This window comes from Dermabacter sp. HSID17554, from assembly GCF_003989295.1.
GTDB lineage: Bacteria > Actinomycetota > Actinomycetes > Actinomycetales > Dermabacteraceae > Dermabacter > Dermabacter vaginalis.
Map to the genome: position 1 here is coordinate 64,282 of NZ_RBLW01000004.1, position 18,537 is coordinate 82,818.

Annotated in this window: 14 protein-coding genes; 8 read left to right on the plus strand and 6 right to left on the minus strand. The window is 63.5% G+C overall.

The window, feature by feature from the left end; genetic code table 11:
• The first annotated feature begins 70 nt into the window (after positions 1-70).
• Positions 71-1,804 (plus strand): ABC transporter family substrate-binding protein, encoded by a 1,734-nt coding sequence (locus D8M36_RS08095; protein WP_126848090.1) that lies wholly within the window; start codon positions 71-73, stop codon positions 1,802-1,804.
• Positions 1,805-1,997: 193 nt separating this feature from the next.
• A complete protein-coding gene (locus D8M36_RS08100) occupies positions 1,998-3,704 on the plus strand; it encodes an ABC transporter family substrate-binding protein (RefSeq protein WP_126848092.1) in 1,707 nt (568 codons plus the stop codon).
• 99 nt (positions 3,705-3,803) lie between these two features.
• Here the strand turns inward: D8M36_RS08100 and D8M36_RS08105 are convergent, their stop codons facing one another.
• The 3 genes from D8M36_RS08105 to D8M36_RS08115 are packed head-to-tail and all read right to left on the minus strand — an operon-like array spanning position 3,804 to position 6,069.
• Positions 3,804-4,451 carry a hypothetical protein gene (locus D8M36_RS08105; RefSeq protein WP_126848094.1) on the minus strand — a complete coding sequence of 216 codons (648 nt, stop codon included), beginning with the start codon at positions 4,449-4,451 and terminating at the stop codon, positions 3,804-3,806.
• Positions 4,448-4,741 (minus strand): DUF6457 domain-containing protein, encoded by a 294-nt coding sequence (locus D8M36_RS08110; protein WP_065247245.1) that lies wholly within the window; start codon positions 4,739-4,741, stop codon positions 4,448-4,450. The genes D8M36_RS08105 and D8M36_RS08110 overlap by 4 nt, the downstream gene beginning before the upstream one ends.
• 41 nt (positions 4,742-4,782) lie before the next feature.
• Positions 4,783-6,069: a molybdopterin molybdotransferase MoeA gene (locus D8M36_RS08115; protein ID WP_126848096.1), complete on the minus strand. Its 1,287-nt coding sequence runs from the start codon at positions 6,067-6,069 to the stop codon at positions 4,783-4,785.
• 182 nt (positions 6,070-6,251) lie between these two features.
• Between D8M36_RS08115 and D8M36_RS08120 the strand changes: the two genes are divergently transcribed.
• The 4 genes from D8M36_RS08120 (at position 6,252) to D8M36_RS08135 (ending at position 10,865) form a co-directional block, all read left to right on the plus strand.
• On the plus strand, positions 6,252-7,559 hold the full coding sequence (locus D8M36_RS08120; protein ID WP_126848098.1) for an ABC transporter substrate-binding protein: 1,308 nt from the start codon (positions 6,252-6,254) through the stop codon (positions 7,557-7,559).
• Positions 7,560-7,646: 87 nt separating this feature from the next.
• A complete protein-coding gene (locus tag D8M36_RS08125; RefSeq protein ID WP_126848100.1) occupies positions 7,647-8,630 on the plus strand; it encodes a carbohydrate ABC transporter permease in 984 nt (327 codons plus the stop codon).
• The gene (locus tag D8M36_RS08130; RefSeq protein ID WP_126848102.1) at positions 8,627-9,550 is read left to right on the plus strand and encodes a carbohydrate ABC transporter permease; all 924 of its coding nucleotides are present in this window, start codon (positions 8,627-8,629) and stop codon (positions 9,548-9,550) included. Before D8M36_RS08125 ends, D8M36_RS08130 begins: the two co-directional genes overlap by 4 nt.
• A 22-nt stretch (positions 9,551-9,572) precedes the next feature.
• Positions 9,573-10,865, plus strand: coding sequence for a class I SAM-dependent methyltransferase (locus tag D8M36_RS08135; protein ID WP_126848104.1), 1,293 nt, complete (start codon positions 9,573-9,575; stop codon positions 10,863-10,865).
• Positions 10,866-10,924: 59 nt separating this feature from the next.
• Here the strand turns inward: D8M36_RS08135 and D8M36_RS08140 are convergent, their stop codons facing one another.
• From D8M36_RS08140 to D8M36_RS08150, 3 genes are read right to left on the minus strand one after another with little or no spacing between them, the layout of a single operon-like run.
• Complete coding sequence (locus tag D8M36_RS08140; RefSeq protein WP_126848106.1) at positions 10,925-12,328, minus strand: mannitol dehydrogenase family protein; 1,404 nt, start codon at positions 12,326-12,328, stop codon at positions 10,925-10,927.
• Positions 12,328-13,770: a glucuronate isomerase gene (uxaC, locus tag D8M36_RS08145; protein WP_126848108.1), complete on the minus strand. Its 1,443-nt coding sequence runs from the start codon at positions 13,768-13,770 to the stop codon at positions 12,328-12,330. The genes D8M36_RS08140 and uxaC overlap by 1 nt, the downstream gene beginning before the upstream one ends.
• Entirely contained in the window at positions 13,767-14,804 is a 1,038-nt protein-coding gene (locus tag D8M36_RS08150) for a LacI family DNA-binding transcriptional regulator (RefSeq protein ID WP_126848110.1), read from the minus strand. The genes uxaC and D8M36_RS08150 overlap by 4 nt, the downstream gene beginning before the upstream one ends.
• A gap of 152 nt (positions 14,805-14,956) precedes the next feature.
• Here D8M36_RS08150 and D8M36_RS08155 point away from each other — a divergent pair, with 152 nt between their 5' ends.
• Entirely contained in the window at positions 14,957-17,473 is a 2,517-nt protein-coding gene (locus D8M36_RS08155) for a TIM-barrel domain-containing protein (protein ID WP_126848112.1), read from the plus strand.
• A 34-nt stretch (positions 17,474-17,507) separates the two neighbouring features.
• Positions 17,508-18,533: a TRAP transporter substrate-binding protein gene (locus tag D8M36_RS08160; RefSeq protein WP_126848114.1), complete on the plus strand. Its 1,026-nt coding sequence runs from the start codon at positions 17,508-17,510 to the stop codon at positions 18,531-18,533.
• The last annotated feature ends 4 nt before the right edge of the window (positions 18,534-18,537 follow it).

Genomic DNA, 18,537 nt, shown 5'->3' on the forward strand with positions numbered 1-18,537 from the left:
TTTGCCGCGAGCCTCAAACCCCCTTTTCCCTTAAAACGGGCCGCGGCTTCCCACAGGAAGTGAGAGAACCATGAAGATCACGAGTACTCGCCGACTTTTCCTCCAAGGCACGGCTATCACCGGTGTGGCCGCGGCCGTGGCCGGTTGCTCGCAGAAGAGCGCCGAGGAGCAGAAGGACGCCAACAAGAAAAAGAATGACGCCGCTGCGAAGGAAGCAGAGAAGCTTCCCTCGACCGCGTGGGATCGACTCGATTATGAGCAGGTTGCCGACGGTGGCACGCTCATGATCGCGATCGGTCAGATCCCCGCGAACTGGAACCCCAGCCACATCGATGGCAACGAAGTATCCACGACGGATATCTCGAAATGGAAGGGCTTTGACGCCAATATCAAGGCGGACGAGAAGGGCGAGATGAGCCCGAATCCCGACTACGTCGAGTCGGCTGAAATCACGAGCGAGGATCCCCAGATCGTCACCGTGAAGTTCAACAAGAAGGCCGTGTGGGACAACGACGGCTCTCCCGTGACGGTGAACGATCTCATCGCCGAGTGGAAGGCCTGCAACGGCGAGAACGAAGAGTTCGCTACTGTGACGACCCAGGGCTGGGACTCGATCAAGGAGATCCGCGCGAAGGATGACTTCACCGCGGAAATCGAGTACAAGACTGCGTTCCCCGACTGGTTGAGCTTCACCTATCCCTCGGGCCCGAAGGCACTGTTCGAGACGCCTCAGGCCTTCAACACCGGCTACGTGAACGACCCGGTTCCTGGCTGCGGCCCGTTCACGATCACGAACATTGACCGCAACGGCGGCGTTGTCACGTTGGAACGCAATGACAAGTGGTGGGGCCGCGCCCCGAAGCTTGAGAAGGTCATCTTCAAGGTCACGACTCAGCAGAACATGCCGCAGTCGTTCGCGAACGGCGAGATCGACATTATCGACATCGGCGATGGCGACACGCTTGGTCAGGCGAAGGGCCGTAAGGGTGCTCAAATCCAGCGCTCGAATGGTCTCACCTGGACCCACCTCACGATGAACGTCAACGGTGGCGGCGGGGTTCTCGAAGACGTCGAGGTACGCAAGGCAATCTTCGCCGCCGTGGACCGCAACGCGGTGGGCCGTTCCGTCGTTGAGCCCCTCGAGGCGCCCGTTGTTCTCAAGGACAACTACGTCTACATGCCTGGCCAAGAGGGCTACGAGGATTCGTTCGATGGCGACCTTTCGGGCGACGCTGAGACCGACAGGGCAAAGAAGATCCTCGAGGACGCCGGCTACGAGCTCAAGGGCGACGTGTACGAGAAGGACGGCAAGCCGCTCAAGTTCTCGATCGTCATCCCCGCAGAGACGAAGTCGAACGAGGACCGTGCCCGCCAGGTCATGACGAACCTCAACCAGGCTGGTTTCAAGGTCGACCTCAAGACGGTTCCGAGCGATAAGTACTTCACGGACTACATTCTCAAGCAGAACTTCGACTTCGCGACGTTTAGTTGGGTGGGTACTCTCCTTGCGGAACTGTCGAGCTCGAACACGTACCTGCCGGATTCGAACCAGAACTACACCGGCTTCAAGGATGAGAAGCTCAACGAGATCAACAAGCGCCTCCAGACCGAGCTGGATAAGGACAAGCGCCGCGAGGTCGCGAACGAGTACTCGAAGCAGGTCGCTTCGGGCTACACGGTTCTCCCGTTCTATGCGACGCCGAACATCACCGGCCTGAAGGAAGGCCTCGTGAACATCGGCTCCGCGCAGTTTGAGAAGGTGGACTACACGGCGGTGGGCTACAAGAAGGGCATGGAGGGCTAAGCCTTCGTCGCGCTAGCGCGCCGCACACGATGTGGCCCCGCTTTTGTGCATACGCGCAAAAGCGGGGTCACTTTTGTTCATCTCCAATGTTCGTTGCCCCACAACTACCCCTCTCAACAGGCCTTATGTCCGAAATACCGATGAAACGTGGATAACATTAACGTGGAATTACCCCCTCTCGAGAAAGGCCATCATGGCTTTCACTAGCACCCGTCGTCTCTTCCTCCAGGGCACCGCGCTCACCGGCGCTGCCGCAGCCCTCACGGCGTGCTCGCAAAAGAGCGCGGAGGAACAGGCAAAGCAGGCAGGCGCCGCTAACGACAAGGCAGTCGAGGAGCAGATGAAGCTGCCCTCGACCGCGTGGGAGCGCGTTGAGTACGATCAGGTCGCCGACGGCGGCACCTTCACGATCGCCATTTCGCAGGTTCCCGCGAACTGGAACCAAAGCCACATTGACGGCAACGAGGTTTCTCTCTCCGCGATCATGGAGACCGTCTGCCCGGAGACTCCGCTCAAGGCTTCAGAAAACGGCGAGGTCGAGCCTGATCCCGACTACATTAAGTCGGCTGAGCTCACGAGTGAGGATCCGCAGATCGTCACCGTGAAGTTCAATGAGAAGGCCGTGTGGAGCGACGGCACGCCCGTGACGGTCGATGACCTGATTTCTCAGCAGAAGGCCCAGAACGGGCAAAACGACAAGTACCAGACCGCTTCGACGACCGGCTGGAGCTCGATTAAAGAGATCCGCAAGATCAGCGATTTCGAGGCGGAGGTCGAGTACGCGGAGACGTTCCCGTTCTGGAACGTGTACCTGTACCCGAGCCTGCCGAAGGCAGTCACAGCAACGCCCGAGGCGTTTAACGGCCTGTCGACCGAGCCGACTCTCACGCGCGGTCCATTCGCGATTGACAACATCGACGCGACCGGCGGCGTGATCACCGTCAAGCGTAATGACAAGTGGTGGGGCCGCGCCCCGAAGCTCGAGTCGATCGTCTTTAAGGTGACGACCCAGCAGAACCAGGCGCAGGCGTTCGTGAACGGCGAGCTCGACTACATCGATATTTCCGATGGCGATACCTACGGTCAGGCGAAGGGTCGCAAGGACGCCGTGATTCAGAAGTCGAACGGTCTTTCGTGGTCGCACCTCACGCTCAACGTGGGCGGCGGCGAGGGTGCGCTCGGCGACGTCAAGGTGCGCGAGGCGATTTTCCGCGGCATCGACCGCAACGCCGTGGCTCGTGCGGTCATGGAGCCGCTCGAGTCGCCCGTGATCCTCGTGAACAACTACATTTACATGCCTGGCCAGGAGGGTTACGAAGATTCCTTCGGCGACCTGAAGTTCGATCCGGAGGCGTCCGCGAAGCTCCTCGAAGAAGCCGGCTACAAGAAGAATGGCGATGTGTACGAGAAGGACGGCAAGCCGCTCGCGTTCTCGATCATCATTCCGGCGGAGACGAAGTCGAGCGAGGATCGTGCACGCCAGATGATGACGAACCTCAACGCCATTGGCTTCAAGGTTGATCTTCAGACCGTTCCGGCGGACAAGTACTTTGACGACTACGTGATCCCGGGCCGCTTCGCTGCGGTCTCGTTCGGATGGCGCGGCACGCTCTTTGCGGAGCAGTCGGGCACGAACGTGTTCCTCAAGGATTCGGGGCAGAACTTCACGGGCTTCGCGCCGGAGAGCCTCGAGGGGCTCAACAAGGAGCTTCACTCGGAGCTTGACCCGAGCAAGCGCGTGGAGATCGCCAACAAGTTCTCGAAGGAGCAGTTTGGCGCGTTTACGGTGCTTCCGTTCTACGCAACTCCGACGATCATCGGCCTCACCGAGGGCTTCGTGAACGTTGGCGCTGCGCAGTTCGAGACGACGGACTGGACGGCCGTGGGCAAGAAGGCCTGATCGGTTTTCCGGCTTCGGGCCGGGTTCCGCTCTCCCCCGAGCGTTGGGGTGGGGTGGGGCCCGGCCCGTTTCGTTAACGCGGAGTTTTGGGGTCCGACGCTAGAGGGCCGACGTGAGAATCCCGAGAATGAGGAACGCGGCTGGGATGGCGAGGGCGGTGATCCTCGGTTTGGTGTGGAGCACGCCGGTTCCCGGGCCGGCGTCGGAATCTTTTTCGTGCCTGACCTGCCATGCTTCCCACGCGTGGACGAGCACGCGTGACGGCGAGCGTTCTCGGTCGTTGCGGAGGCGTTCGGCGGGGCCTACGTGTCCGCGGTCGGCATAGCGGTCGCGGCCCGAGATGCGTACGTGCGCGTCAGCGGGTTTGTCGCGGCCAATGCCCGGGGCGTTCCATGCGGTGACCGTGCGGGTGGTGCCGCTTTCGGTGCGCGCGCGAATCGAAACCATGGCGCCGAGGCCGATGTGATCGATCGCGGCGTAGGGGGCGCTGTATTCGTGAAAAACGTTGCGCACGACCACGCCGGCGGGGTACACGAGGGTCGCGGGTGAGAAGAGGACGAGCCACACGAGGGAGGCGGCGAGGCCGAGCCACGGACCGAACTGGAGCACGGTGTCCCAGCGGTTCTTGATGATCGCATCGACGAGGAGAAAAGCGATTACTGCCCACGTCACCGTGGGGATCCACAGCGCGCTTGCGGGCCGAAGTGTGAGTGGTTTTTCGCCGTTCGTGTCGAATCCGGGGGTCACTTGTCGCCTTCGACGGGATCGCCGATGTACTCGCGCACGAAACGCTTGACCTGATCGTGAGCGTCGGCCCAACTTTCGGCCTTGCCGGAACCCACGAGGTAGCCCACCACCATCGAGGCGAATGGGCCCGCGGGGCGCACGACGGTGTGGGCGGCGACGCCGGTGAGGGAGAGAATGAGGTCGCGATCGGCCTCAGTGAACGGCGGTTCGAAGCCCGCGTCGTTCGCGGAGGCATCAATGAAGCGCTGGAGGGCTTCGATCATTTTCGGGTCATCGGCCTTGGGGCTCATGCTGTCTCTCCTTTGTGCGGGGTCTTTGCGCCCATTATTGCCTATCGGGCGCGAAGGCTCCCGGCGAGCGAGAGGACGCGCACACGGTCTTTTTCGAGGATGAGGAGGGCATTGGCCTCGGCAAAGGGGCGAAGGCGCGACCCCTCGCATTCGGTCGCGATGAGGCTTCCGTTTTCGATGGCGAGGTGGGCGGGTTTCACGGTTGCGCCCGTCTTGAGAGGTTGTGCTTCACGGCGCACATTCCTCTCCGGGAGGGTGAGGGGACGCGAGGGGGAGCCGAGAAGCGGCGCGATGAACAGGTGGAACGCCGTAAAAGCTCCCACCGGTGTTCCTGGCAGGTGCACCATGGGGGTCGTGTTGCCCCCTTCGGCATGATCGACGGGAAGTCGCCCCACGCCCTGCGGCCCGCCGGGGCGCATCGCGAGGTGTTCGAACCGCGAACAGTTAAGACCCGGCGTATCGCCGAAGCCCTCACCGAAGGCGGCCTTCACGACGTCGCGGGCCCCGGAGCCCACCCCTCCCGTCGTCACGATGAGATCGTGGCGAGGGGCGATCGACCGCGCGAGAGCGATGAGTTCTGCGGGATCATCCCCCACGTGGTGGATGCTCGCCTCTGCGCCAAGCCTTGCGCACGCGGCCTGGAGCATGGGCCCGTTCGATTCGAGCACGGCGCCCGGGCGTGCGCCCGCGCCTGCCTGCAGGTCGGTCACGAGTTCATCGCCCGTCATGACAATCGCGACCTTGCGTGGCCTCGTGAGCCTCGCGTGGGTGACGCCCACCGAAAGCGCGATGCCGATGATCTGGGGTGTCACAAAATCCCCCTTGCGCGCGAGGAGGTCCCCCGCGGGAATCTCCTCGCCGACCTTACGCACGTGCCGTCCGGGCGTGAGGGCCTTTGCTCGCTCGGCTTCGGGGATCGTCAGGGCGATGCGGGCGGGGGCTTCGGCGGCGGTGGGGTCGGCGTCAGTGAACTCGACCGGGATCACGGTGTCGAGATCGTCGGGCATGAGCCCGCCCGTCATGATGCGTGCGGCAGTTCCCGGGCGGCGGTTGCCGACGGCTGCTCGGCCCGCAGAAATGTCACACGTGACCTCGAGGTGCGCGGGGCATGCGTCGGAATCCCCCTCCCCGAGACCAAGTTCTCGCGTGCTCACCGCGAAACCATCCATCGCGCTCATGCGGAAGTCCGGCGCGGGGAGGCGGGCGGTGAGAGGCTCGGCAAGCCTTCGGCCTAGAGCCCTCTCGAGTGGGGCTTCTTCCGTGCGGTCGGGGGCAAGCGCGGCGAGGCCAAGAACCGTGGCGCGCCATTCGTCGAGGCTTACATGCATAACCAGGGCTTTCCTCTTGAGGCAGTCATTGTTCACCAACGTACACGCCCGCGACACGCCACGCACTTACCAACCCATGTGTGAGGTGAGCCGCACGTACCCTACAATGAAGGCAACACCCGGAGTGACGAAGCCCGGGCCCGAATGCATCGATGCTTTCGGAACGCAGTGGAAGGATTCCCATGTTTAAACCCACCCGTCGTTCAGTTCTCGCTGCCTCCGCGGTTGGTGCCGCCGCCGCGGGGCTCGCTGCATGTTCCAATGATTCCTCCGGCGGCGCCGGTGGCGCGGCGAAGGCCGATTTTGAGGAGCGCGGCCCGATTAGCGTCGTGCGCGGCAAGGACAACACCGGTAAGTTCCAGGAATTCATCAAGCAGTGGAACGACAAGCACCCCGACGAAAAAGTCACGCTCATCGAGCTTCCCGAATCGGCAGACGAGCAGCGCTCGCAGCTCATCAACAACGCCCAGGCGAAGTCGGATGCCTACACGGTTCTTGGCCTCGACGTTGTGTGGACGGCCGAGTTCGCGGCCCAGCAGTGGGTCGTCGAGCTTCCCGAGGAGAAGTTCGAGCTCGATAAGCTCCTCCCCTCGACCGTCGAGACCGGCAAGTACTTCGATAAGCTCTACGCCGTTCCTTACACGACGAACGCCGAGCTGCTCTACTACCGCAAGGACCTCCTCGAGGCCGCCGGCTCGAACGAGCCGCCCAAGACCTTCGAAGAGATGTACCAGTTGATCGAGTCGATGCGCGGCACCGAAGAGGGCAAGGACACGCTCGGTTTTGGCTCGCAATACTCGAAGTACGAGGGTCTCACCGTGCAGCTCACGGGTCTTGCGAAGTCCGCGGGCAAGGACCTATTTGGGGCGGACGGCAAGCCGCAGGCGAACTCCAACGAGGCGAAGGCCGGCCTCCAGGCGGTCAAGGATGGTTTCGACAAGAACTACATCCCGAAGGAAGCCCTCACCTACAAGGAAGAAGAAAGCCGCCAGGCCTTCCAGGATGGCCGCCTCGCCTTCCTTCAGAACTGGCCTTACGTGTGGAACCTTGCGAACGCGGAAGATGGCTCTTCCTCCGTCAACGGCAAGTTCGACGTGTGCCCGGTCCCCGGTATCGGCGGGAGCGAGGGCGCGACCGCGCTTGGCGGTCTCAACTACGGCATCTCGGCGTTCGCGAAGAACAAGGGCACGGCGATCGACTTCATCGCGTTCCTCGCCAGCGAGGAGCAGCAGAAGGCCCAAGCACTCGCAACCGGCGAAGCGCCCGCGCACTCCGCCGTTTACGACGACCCCGAAGTGCTCGAGATGTACCCGTACTACAAGACCCTCAAGGCGGCCGTCGATGCCGGCACCGCCCGCCCGCAGGTCGTCAAGTACGGTGATGTGACCCAGGCGATCCAGGAAGCAGCCTACGACGTGTTGTCCGGATCCAAGGAGGTCAACGCTTCGCTCGACGCCCTCCAAAAGACCCTCGAGGAACTCCAGGCCTAACCCATCTCCACGAACCGGGTCCGCAGCGGCCGCCACGCGCTCGCTGCGGGCCCGGCATTCTTTTCAGCCACAGGACGGAATATCCGCATGTCACGCTCAAGGACCTCGAAGGGCGAGGGCCGCCTCGCCTATGTGCTTCTGTTACCCACTCTGCTTCTTCTCGCGATCGTCGTAGGCTTTCCGCTCGTGCTGTCCGTGTGGCAGTCGTTCTTCGTCGCAGGCGGCGGCATCGATCCCGAAACAGGCTTCATCAAGCAAGGCGACACGTTCGTGGGATTCCAGAACTACCTCGATGCCTTCACGTCCGTAGGCGCGGGCGCGGGTTTCTGGAATGCCTTTTGGAACACCACGTTGTTCACGATCATCGGCGTCAGCATCGAGACCGTCCTCGGCGTCGCGATGGCGCTCATCATGGCGCGCGCGATGCGGGCAACGGGCCTCATTCGCGCGTCGATTCTCGTGCCGTGGGCGATCCCCACGGTGGTGTCGGCGCTCATGTGGCAGCTCATTTTTGATGCGAACGGTATCGCGAACAAGCTCATTCAACATCAAGTGCTGTGGACCACCGAAGGGTGGCACGCAAAAGCTGCGGTGCTCATCGCCGATATTTGGAAAACAGCTCCCTACATTGGTCTTTTGACCCTCGCGGGCCTCCAAACGATCGATGAGCAGGTTTACGAGGCAGCGAAAGTCGATGGCGCGAATCGCTGGCAGACCTTCTGGCGGATCACGCTTCCCATGATTCGCCCCGTGCTCGTGGTGGCCGTGCTGTTCCGCATGCTCGATGCGATGCGCATGTTCGACCTCCCCTACGTGCTCCTCGGCAGGCTCGAATCCGGGCAAACTCTCTCGATGCTCGCGCAGGATGCCGCAACGAAAACGAACTACGGCATGGCGTCCTCGTATTCGATCGTGCTGTTCTGCTACATCTGCCTCGTGGCCTTCGTGTTCATCAAGCTCCTCGGCGCGGATGTGCTCGGTGAGAGCGCTGAGAAAAAACCCAAGAAGAAGAAACGACCGAGCTTGCTCGCCAATAAGAACGCCACCGTGACCGAGGGGAGCATGCCGTGAGTACTGCCGCTACCCATACCGCATCGACGACCACCGCTGAAGCACCGCGCACGCCCGTCACGCCCAAGAAAAAGAAGGGCAATGTGTGGGCGAAGATCACCGTGGGGCTCGGCGTCGCCTTCATCCTCGTGTACTGCCTCGCGCCGTTCTACTGGATGCTCGTGAGCTCGCTGCGCCTTCCCACAATGGGCCGCTCGACCGACCTCATCCCGAACCCGATCTCGTTCGAGAACTTCGCGGCGGTGTTCGACCCGGCGAATAGTTTCGGGAGAGCGCTCCTCAACTCGCTCATCGTCGCGGGCGGCACGACCCTCCTCGTGCTCGTGCTCGGCACCGCGGGCGCCTACGCCCTCGCGCGCCTCAACTTCTGGGGCAAGGTGCTCGTGATGTTTGCGATCGTCTCGACCTCGATGTTCCCCGTGATTACGCTCATCGTTCCGCTTCTGAAGCTGTTCAGCGGCGGCTACGATTGGGCGCCGATCAACTGGATCAACACCTACCAGGCAATGATCCTCCCAACGATCAGCTTCGCGCTCCCGCTCGCCGTGTGGAATCTCAACGCGTTTTTCCGCCAGCTCCCCGTGGAACTCGAACAGGCCGCAATGGTCGATGGCACGACCCGCCTCGGGGCGTTTACGCGCATCATCCTCCCGCTTGCCGCGCCGGGCATTTTCACGACGGCGATCATCACGTTCATCGCCGCGTGGAACGAGTTCCTCATTGCTCTCACGATGGTGAACGATCCCGCGATGCAAACCGCGAACGTCGCCATTTCGAAGTTCTCGGGCATCTCGCAGTTCGACACCCCGTATGGCACGAAGATGGCGGCGGGCGTGATCGTCACCGTTCCGCTCATCATCATGGTGCTCGTGTTCCAGCGCCGCATCGTTGGCGGCCTCAGCGCAGGCTCACTCAAGTAGTCGGTCGCGTAGCCTGGAGGGCATGAGTTCTTCCGGTCTTTCGCAGCTCCTCACGCCCGAGGGCATGGCCCTCCTCGATTCTCTTCCCGAGTACACCGAGGAGGGTTCTCTTGCGCTCTCCGCGAGATTGCGAGGCGAAGGCTATTCCGCCGAACTCGTCGCGGCGGCCCTCACGCAATCACGCCTGCGGGCAAAGGCCCGTGAGAAATTCGGGGACTTCGCCGGCAGCATGCTTTTCACGGCGCACGGTCTCGAACAGGCCACGCGCCTCGAGGTGGCCGCGCATCACGCGGCGCGTTTTCGCGACGCGGGCGTGCAGAGCGTGGCGGATCTTGGCTGCGGGCTTGGCGGGGACACGATCGCGAAGGCCGGGCTCGGCCTCGGTGTCCTTGGAGTGGAGTGCGATGAGGAAACGGCCGCGTTCGCGACCGTGAACGTGCGGCCCTTTCCGAATGCGCGCATCGAACTCGGTCGCGCCGAAGATTTCGATTTCTCGCGCGTGGATGCCGCGTGGTTCGATCCTGCTCGACGCGAAACTCGCCGCGGCCGCACGGCCCGCATGCACGATCCCGAGGAGGCCGCACCCCCTTTGTCGTTCGTGCGTGCGGCTGCCGAGCAGATCGGCGCGGTGGGGGCGAAACTCGCACCCGCGATCGACCACGAGCATCTAGTCGAGGGAACCGAGACGCAATGGGTCAGCTGGCGCGGCCAGGTTCTCGAGGCCTGCATGTACTTTGGCCCGCTCGCGAGGCGCGTCGGCGACGGGAAGCTCGCGGTGCCGGGCGAGGCAACCGTCGGACCTTCGGGCGCCCTCCCCGAGGGCGCCGTGATCACCCGCTCCACCCTCGTGCTCGGTTCCGACGGTGGCCCGGCCCAGCTCGTGCCCGATTCATGTGACGAGGCTGAGCTGCGCAACCCTCCCGTGGGCGAGGTCGGGGCGTTCCTGTGGGAGCCCGACGGCGCCGTGATCCGATCGGGTCTGCTCGGAACTCTCGCGAGGAAGCTCGGAGCGCACACGATCGAGGAGTCGATTGCCTACCTCAGCAGCGATGTGGCTTCCGAAGCGGCACTCTCCTCGCCCCTCGCGCGCGCATTCCGAGTGCGTGAGGTCATGCCGTTCACGGTCAAGAAAATCGCGGCGCGGCTGCGCGAGCTCGAGGTGGGCACGCTCGAGGTGAAAAAGCGCGGCATGGACATCGATCCGGCGCGCCTGAGGAAGGACCTCAAGCTCGATCGCCGCGCGCCGGGCTCGGCAACCCTGATCGCGACGCGGGCCGGCGGCCAAAGGGTCGCGATCATCGCCGAGCCCTGCTAGCCGCCCTCTCTGCTCCCTTTCTCCACCCTCATCGCGAGCGCGCCACCCGTCGGGAAGCTTTAGGCCGCCTCGAGCACGCGCTCCACAAAATCCGGGTAGTTCATGAGCTCGGGCTCGAGAAGCGCAAGGAGGGCGCGCTCCACGCCCCCGTCGCCGGTCTTCGCCTTGGCCTCATCGATCGCGCTCTGTTGCGCATCGGGCGAGGCAACACCATCGCGCTGACGGCGAATCCATCCGGCGATCGCGGGCACGGCGCCTTTTGCGTCGCGTCCCGCCTCTAGCTCCTTGAGGGCGATCGGCAGGATGCGAATGCGCAGCTTCGCGAGCGAATCGTTGCCAATTTGCGACAGCAGATGCTTGATGTGGGGGTTCTCGAACCGCTCGAGAAGAGCCTCACGGTAGGCACTCGCCTCCACAAAATCGGGCAGGTAACGTGAGGCCTCGTCCCACAGTGCCTCCACTTCGGCGCGCACCTCACTGTCGCCAATCGCCTCGGCGACGGTCTCATAGCCGCGGTTCACGGCAGCGTTCGCGAGGAGCGTGTGGGCGCCGTTGAGAAGCCACAGCTTGCGATTTTCGTACGGCTCAAGATCGTCTGTGAAGATCGCCCCGGCCTTTTCCCAGGCGGGACGGTCGCCCACGAACTCGCCCTCGATGATCCACGAGGCGAACGGTTCGGTCACCACGGGCGAGGCGTCCTCGAAGCCCGTGAGATCCTTCGCCGCCGCCCGGTCGTCGGCGGTGGCCTTAGGCGTGATGCGATCGATCGAGGTCGAGGTCACCGACACGTTCTCTTTGATCCACGCCGCGGCCTCACTCCCGAGGCACGCGGCATATTCATCGATCACGCCGCGCGTAAGCGGACCATTGCCGGGGAGGTTGTCACACGGCACAATCGTGATCGCTGCGGCGCCCGCGCGGCGGCGCGCCTCGAGGCCGAATACGAGACGTGCAAGTGCGGTTTCGAGCTGGGGAAGGCAAGCGTCGGACTCCCCCTCCCCCGCACCCGAGGCCTCGCCCACTTGCGCGAGTGCCTTCACATCTGCCTGCACGGCGCTGTTCGAGCGGTCGAGCGATCCTTTCGCGTCCGTGCCGTAGCCGGCCTCGGTGACGGTGAGCGTCACGAGCGACACGTCGGGGGAGCGAAGATCATTGCACAGTGCTTCGAGGTCGCCGGCCGCATGCGCCTCGGAGATCACCGACATGACCTCGGCGTCATCCCCCTCGGCACCGCGCACGACGAGCGTGTACAGGCAGTCCTGGGCCGAGAGTTCCTCTGCGGCGCGGGGGCTGCGGCCCGTATAGGCGGAGATCCCCCACGCCCCTTCGGGATCCACTTCGCTCGTGTACCACGCCTGGTGAGCGCGGAAGAACGCGCCAAGGCCCAGGTGGACGATGCGCACGGGGCGCGGCTCAAGGCCACCCTTCGCACAAATGTCAGCGTCGCGGCTGAGAACAGTCATCACTTCTCTCCCTTCGAAACTACGCTCTCGAGCTTGAACACGCGCGTCGGCTGATCGATCGTGAGTTCCCGAATAATCCGAAGCGCGCTCACCTTCGAAAGCCGCCCCTCCATGACGTAGCGGGCAAGGAACGCCGAGTCGCAGCGGCGCGCCATATCGTGGCGCGTGGGAATCGAGAGGAACGCGCGCGTATCGTCAATGAAGCCCGAGCCGCGCGTGAAGCCTGCAGTCTCGGTGATCGCCGAGCGGAAACGCATGATCGCGTCGGGCGCGTCAATGAACCACCACGGTGCACCGATGAACACGCTCGGGTAGAAACCGGCGAGCGGGGCAACCTCGCGCGAGTACATCGTCTCGTCGATCCCGAAAAGCACGAGGTGGAAGCCCTCCTCAAGCCCCACCTTTTCGAGAAGCGGGCGAATGTTGCGCGTGTATTCGATTCCTTCGGGAATGTCGTGGCCCGTATCGGGACCGAAGCGGTCGAACGTCGCCGATGAGTGGTTGCGGAACACATTCGGGTGGAGGGTCATCACCAGTCCATCCTCGGCGCTCATTTCGGCGCAGCGCACGAGCATCGCGCCCGTAAAGTCGCGCTTTTCGGCATCGGTCGCGGTGCCGTCAACGGCCTTGATGAGGAGCGCCTCGAGCGCGTCATCGTCAAGATCGATCGTGTACGGGGTCGGCACGCCGTGGTCGGCGGAAATCGCCCCTGCTTTGATGAAGCGCTCGCGCGAAGCCTTGAGTGCGCGCAGGTAATCCGCAAGCGAGCGCGGGTCGCCACCCACGCTATCCGCGAGCGCGGTCACGGCCTCGGTGAAGCCGGGCTTGTTCGGGTCGAGGAAGCGGTCGGGGCGCCAGGTGGGAACGACGCGCCCGTACAGCTCGCCGGATTCGTGGAGTCGCGCGAGCTCGGCGTGGGCCTCGAGGTCGTCGAGGGGGTCGTCGGTCGTCGCGAGGAAGGCGATCTTGAAACGCTCGAAGAGGGCGCGCGGGCGGAATTCTTCGGTCGCGAGCTTCGCGGCGATCTGGTCGTAGAGCCTGTCGGCGCTTTCCTCGCTCGGTTCCTCGCTGATGCCAAAGAGCGACACGAATTCGTCGGTGAGCCAGTATCCGCTCGCGGTGCCCTCGAGCACGTGCCAGTTGGCGCAGAGGATTCGCCAGGCCTCGCGCGGGTCAACGGGCTCGGCGGTGCCCACGCCCACGGTCGCGAGGTCCACGCCGTTCGCGTGAAGCATGCGAAACACGTAGTGGTCAAACGTGAGGAAAAGGTTCGTGGGGTCGGGGAAGGGTTCGTTGTCGAGCAGAAGCCGCGGATCCACGTGCCCGTGCGGCGAGAGAATCGGAAGATCCTTGACCTCGCCGTAGATTTCGCGCGCGAGGGCGCGCGTTTCGGGATCGGCGGGAAAGAGGCGGTCCGGGTTGAGGTCGAGTTTCGCGGTCACTTTTTCCCTTTCGTTCGAGGTGCGGGGCCGACGGAGCCTCGCATAAGTAGCTGCGTGGGGTAGGTATCGGTTCCAGGTTCACGCTCGCCGCTGAGTGCGGCGTGAACGTGGCGGATGGCGGCGGCGCCCATGTCTTCGAGCGGCGCGGCGATGGTGGTGAGAGGTGGGGCCGTGAAGTCGGAGCCGAAAATATCGTCGATTCCGGTGATCGAGAGGTCGCCCGGAACGCTGAGGCGAGCGTCGCGCGCGGCGGTGAGCAAACCGATCGCCATGATGTCGTTGTAGGCGAGTACGGCACTCGCGCCGGTGGCACGCACGGCTTCGAGCGCCGCGGAGCCGGCTTTGCGGGTGGGGCGGTTCGGGCCGAGCCTCACGGCCTCGAGGCCGTGATCGCCTGCGGCGGCTTCGATGATGCTCCAGCGTCTCGCGTCCGTCCACGAACTCTCGGGACCGGCGAGGTAGCAAAGGCGGTCATGTCCCTCGGCGGCGAGGGTGCGCACGAGTTCTCGCAGGGCCGGCTCATGATCGGCAAGGACCGAAAAGGCCGACGGTGACTCGCGATTGATCGTGACCACGGGATTGAGAGCCGCGATTTTTGCGATCGCTTCGTCGTCGAGGCGGGAGCTCGCGAGCACGAAGGCGTCCACCGACGGGGCGAGAGAATGGGCGCGCGAAGCTTCCTTCACGTGGTCCTCGCGAAATTCTGAGGTCACGAGCACATACCCATGCTTTTCTGCTTCGCGTTCGGCGCCACGGACGATCTCGAAGGAGACGGGGTTCGTAATGTCGGCGACGAGGAGCGCAATCGTGCCGGTGCGCCCCGTGGGCAGGGCACGCGCCGCGGGGTTCGCGCGGTAGCCGAGTTCCGCGGCGGCGTGCTTGATGCGTTCTTCTGTCGCTTTACTGACCCGGCCGGGCTTGTGAAGGGCGCGCGAGGCGGTCGAGGGGCTCACGCCCACGTGTTTCGCGATGTCATAGATCGTGACGCGGCGCGCAGGGGTGCGGGGCGGCGTTGCGGAGTGTTCGTTCGGCATTGTGGGCTTTCGGCGACGTCCTTGTCTTCTCTCGTCGTGTCGAGATTACCCCCGAGTTCACCGCGACGGCAACCGGTTGCACAATTCTCCGATGTGTGCGACCCTGATCACGTCAGGAATCAACGACGCCGCCGCGACAAGGGGTCCCGCAGATGCGACACGCCACCACTCTCCTCTCCTGCACACAGGAAGGAGCCACCGTCACCCTCCACACGGATGCCGCCCCCATCCGCGTCTTTGCCCTCACGCCCGAGATTCTTCGCATCCGCGCGGGCTTCACCGATGACGGCGCGTTCCGCGAAGCGTCTTACTGTCTCGTCACAACAGCGTGGAGCGACGAGCTCGATGACTACATGGGTGACAAGCGCACACGTCTCGAACCATCCCCGCTCACACTCCTGGACGAGGGCCCCGACTCCCCCACCGTGACCGTTGAGGGCGAGCGCTTGCGAATCGAGATCGATCGCGAGCCCTTCCGAATTCGGGTTTTCGATTCCGACGGCACCCTGCTTCACGCCGATCTGATTGATCGCGGGTACCGGCTGGACCGCAATCAACGGCGCATCCATACGAGCGAGATCGCCCCGGGCGATCACTTCTATGGTTTCGGCGAAAAGACGGGCGCTCTCAACAAGGCCAAGTCGTTCATGACGATGCGGGCCCAGGATTGCCTCGGTTACGACGCCGAGAAGGCCGATTCCCTCTATAAGCACATCCCGTTCTACATCAAGGCGAACGAGGTGAGCGGAGCAGCCGTCGGATACTTCTACCACAACACGTTCGCGTGCGATTTTGACATGGGCCGCTCCCACTCGAACTATTGGCCCGCCCACTCGACCTACCGCACCGACGGCGGAGATCTCGACCTGTTCCTCATCGCGGGCCCGAGCGTGCGCGAGGTCGTCACACGCTACACGCTCCTCACGGGCACCTCGGCGATGTTGCCCGCCGCCGCGCTCGGCTACCTCGGCAGCTCGATGTACTACCCCGAACTGCCGAAGGATGCCGACGACGCGATTCTCAACTTCTACGAGCACGCCGCGCTCGAGAAAATCCCGATGGACGGCTTCCAACTGTCCTCCGGCTTCTGCCAGCAGGACACCGAGGCGGGCCTCAAGCGATGCGTGCTCACGTGGAACACCGAACGCTTTAAGGATCCCGCAAACTTTTTTGCCGAGTCAGAAAAGCGAGGGATCGTCGTCTCGCCGAACGTGAAGCCGGGCGTTTTGAACGTTCACCCGCGCATGCCCGAGCTGATCAAGGACGGCGTATTCGTGCGCTCCTCTGACTCAGATGAGCCCGCGCCGGCGCGCTGGTGGGGTGGCCCCGGGCATCTCGTGGACTTCACGAATCCCAAAGCCCGCGAGCGCTGGGAAAAAGACCTCACCGAGAACATGCTCGACTACGGCACGGCGTCGATCTGGAACGACAACTGCGAGTACGACTCGATTGTGGATGAGGACGCCCGCTGCGACTTCGACGGCTACGGCGCGCCACTCGCCGAGGCCCGCTCGATCATGGCGAACATTATGTGCTCGCTGACTGCCGACGCGATCGGAAAAACCCACCCCAATAAGAGGCCTTTCATCGTGTGCCGCGCGGGCTACGCGGGCATCCAGCGTTTCGCGCAAACATGGTCGGGCGACAACCACACGTGCTGGGAGACCCTCAAGGCGAACATCGCGACAATGCTCGGCATGGGCCTGTCCGGCGTTGCCAATCAAGGTGGCGACATCGGCGGTTTCCACGGCCCCGCCCCCGAGGGTGAGCTTTTCGTGCGCTGGGTTCAAAACGGCATCTTCCAGCCACGCTTCTCGATCCACTCCGTGAACTCCGACAACTCGGTGACCGAGCCGTGGATGTACCCAAGCCTTACACCTCTCGTGCGCGAGGCGATTCAGCTTCGCTACCGCCTGTTCCCGTACTTGTACTCGCTCATGGAGCGCGCGCACCGCACGGGCCTGCCCATCGCAGAGCCGCTCGTGAGCGCTTTCCAGCACGATCCCGCGGTGTGGGACGAAGACGTGAACTACATGCTCGGCGACTCACTGTTCATCGCGAACGTGGTGGAGAAAGGCGCCGAAACGAAAACCTTCGCCCTCCCCGAAGGCGAGGTGTTCTACGACTTCGCGACGCGCGAGCGCTACGAAGGCGGGAACACCTACGACATTCCCGTCACGCTCGCCTCGATCCCCACGTTCGTGCGCGAAGGTGGCATCGTCCCGCTTTCGAGCGAGAACCACATGAGTGTCTCGAGGGAGCAGGTCGATTCCCTCACGCTCGTGACCGCGCCGGGCCGCGACGGCGAATTCACCCTGTACGAGGACGACGGCGCCACGATGGACTACACGCGCGGCGCCTTCTGCGCGACAACCGTGACCATGACCGCCGGTGACCGAGTGCTCTACACCTTTACGAAGGAAGGCGACCTCGACACCCGCATCACCACGCTCGAACTCCAGGCCATTTCCCCTGGCCAGGCACCCTTCTGGGTGAGCATCGACGGCGAGCATATCCCGCACGCCCTGCATCCGAGCGACTTCGACTCGCAGGCCACCGTGTGGCTCTACGATCTCGAAACCTCCACCGTCCGCATCAAAACCCCCTGGGACTCGAACGAGCACACAATCGTGATCTCGTTCGAGCAATTCGACATGATCGGCATGTAACTGCCCCTCCCCTACACCGTTGCAAGGAGGCAACATGACTCGTCGCGTCACACGACGATCGGCGCTCGGCCTCGGGGCCGCCGCGCTGTCCGCCGCTGCGCTTGCCGGATGCTCGTCCGGCAAGTTCACGAAGGACGGCAAGGTCAAACTGCGCATGGCCCACACGCTGGGCGACAAACACCCCACCTCGAAGGCCCTCCAGATCTTTGTGGACGAGGTCGAGAGCCGTTCAAACGGCGAGATCAGCATCGAGGTTTTCGGCAACGGCGTTCTCGGCAGCGAGACCGAGTCGATCGAGCAGCTGAGCCGCGGTGTCGTGGACATCGTGCGCTGTGCGGCGCCGTCGATCGCCCCGTACTCCTCGGGCTACAACGCCTTTGGCTTGCCGTTCCTGTTCGACGACGAAAAGCACTACTATCGCGCGATGGATTCGGGCGACATGCGCTCCTTCTTCGATTCGAGCACCGAAGACGGCTTTCGCACCCTCACCTATTACACGTCGGGCGCACGCTCGTTCTACACGGTCGATACGGCGATCGAAACACCCGACGACCTGCGCGGCTTCAAGATCCGCGTGCAGAACTTCCGCTCGCAAACGGAGCTCATTAGCAAGCTCGGTGGCACGCCGCTCATTCTTCCGTTCGGCGAAATCTACACTGGCCTCCAGACGGGCCTCGTGGACGGCGCCGAATCGAACGAGACCGCCCTCACCGACTCCGCACACGGCGAGGTCGCCAAGGTGTTCACCTACACCGAGCACACGATGATCCCCGACGTCCTCTCCTTCAGTGAGGCCACGTGGAAGCTCCTCGAAGAGGATTACCAGAAGGTCCTCACCGAAGCCGCGGTTGCCTCCACCGAGCAGCACAAGACGATTTGGAGCGAGGCGATCGCCCAGTCCATCACGGATGCGGAAGCCATGGGCGTCACGTTCGTGAAAGATGTGGACCGCGAGCCGTTCCGCGAACTCACCTCGGGGATCGTTCCCGAGTTCGTTGACCACTACGACGGCGTGAGCACCGTGCTCGACGCCATCGAGAACGCACGCAAGGGGGCGTAAGGCC

Bases quoted from the DNA above. Each gene is read 5' to 3' on its own strand.
- D8M36_RS08095 (WP_126848090.1), top strand. From the start codon at position 71: ATGAAGATCACGAGTACTCGCCGACTTTTCCTCCAAGGCACGGCTATC.
- D8M36_RS08155 (WP_126848112.1), top strand. From the start codon at position 14,957: ATGCGACACGCCACCACTCTCCTCTCCTGCACACAGGAAGGAGCCACC.
- D8M36_RS08160 (WP_126848114.1), top strand. From the start codon at position 17,508: ATGACTCGTCGCGTCACACGACGATCGGCGCTCGGCCTCGGGGCCGCC.
- D8M36_RS08150 (WP_126848110.1), bottom strand. From the start codon at position 14,804: ATGCCGAACGAACACTCCGCAACGCCGCCCCGCACCCCTGCGCGCCGC.
- D8M36_RS08115 (WP_126848096.1), bottom strand. From the start codon at position 6,069: ATGCATGTAAGCCTCGACGAATGGCGCGCCACGGTTCTTGGCCTCGCC.
- D8M36_RS08135 (WP_126848104.1), top strand. From the start codon at position 9,573: ATGAGTTCTTCCGGTCTTTCGCAGCTCCTCACGCCCGAGGGCATGGCC.
- D8M36_RS08100 (WP_126848092.1), top strand. From the start codon at position 1,998: ATGGCTTTCACTAGCACCCGTCGTCTCTTCCTCCAGGGCACCGCGCTC.
- D8M36_RS08110 (WP_065247245.1), bottom strand. From the start codon at position 4,741: ATGAGCCCCAAGGCCGATGACCCGAAAATGATCGAAGCCCTCCAGCGC.
- D8M36_RS08125 (WP_126848100.1), top strand. From the start codon at position 7,647: ATGTCACGCTCAAGGACCTCGAAGGGCGAGGGCCGCCTCGCCTATGTG.
- D8M36_RS08120 (WP_126848098.1), top strand. From the start codon at position 6,252: ATGTTTAAACCCACCCGTCGTTCAGTTCTCGCTGCCTCCGCGGTTGGT.
- D8M36_RS08140 (WP_126848106.1), bottom strand. From the start codon at position 12,328: ATGACTGTTCTCAGCCGCGACGCTGACATTTGTGCGAAGGGTGGCCTT.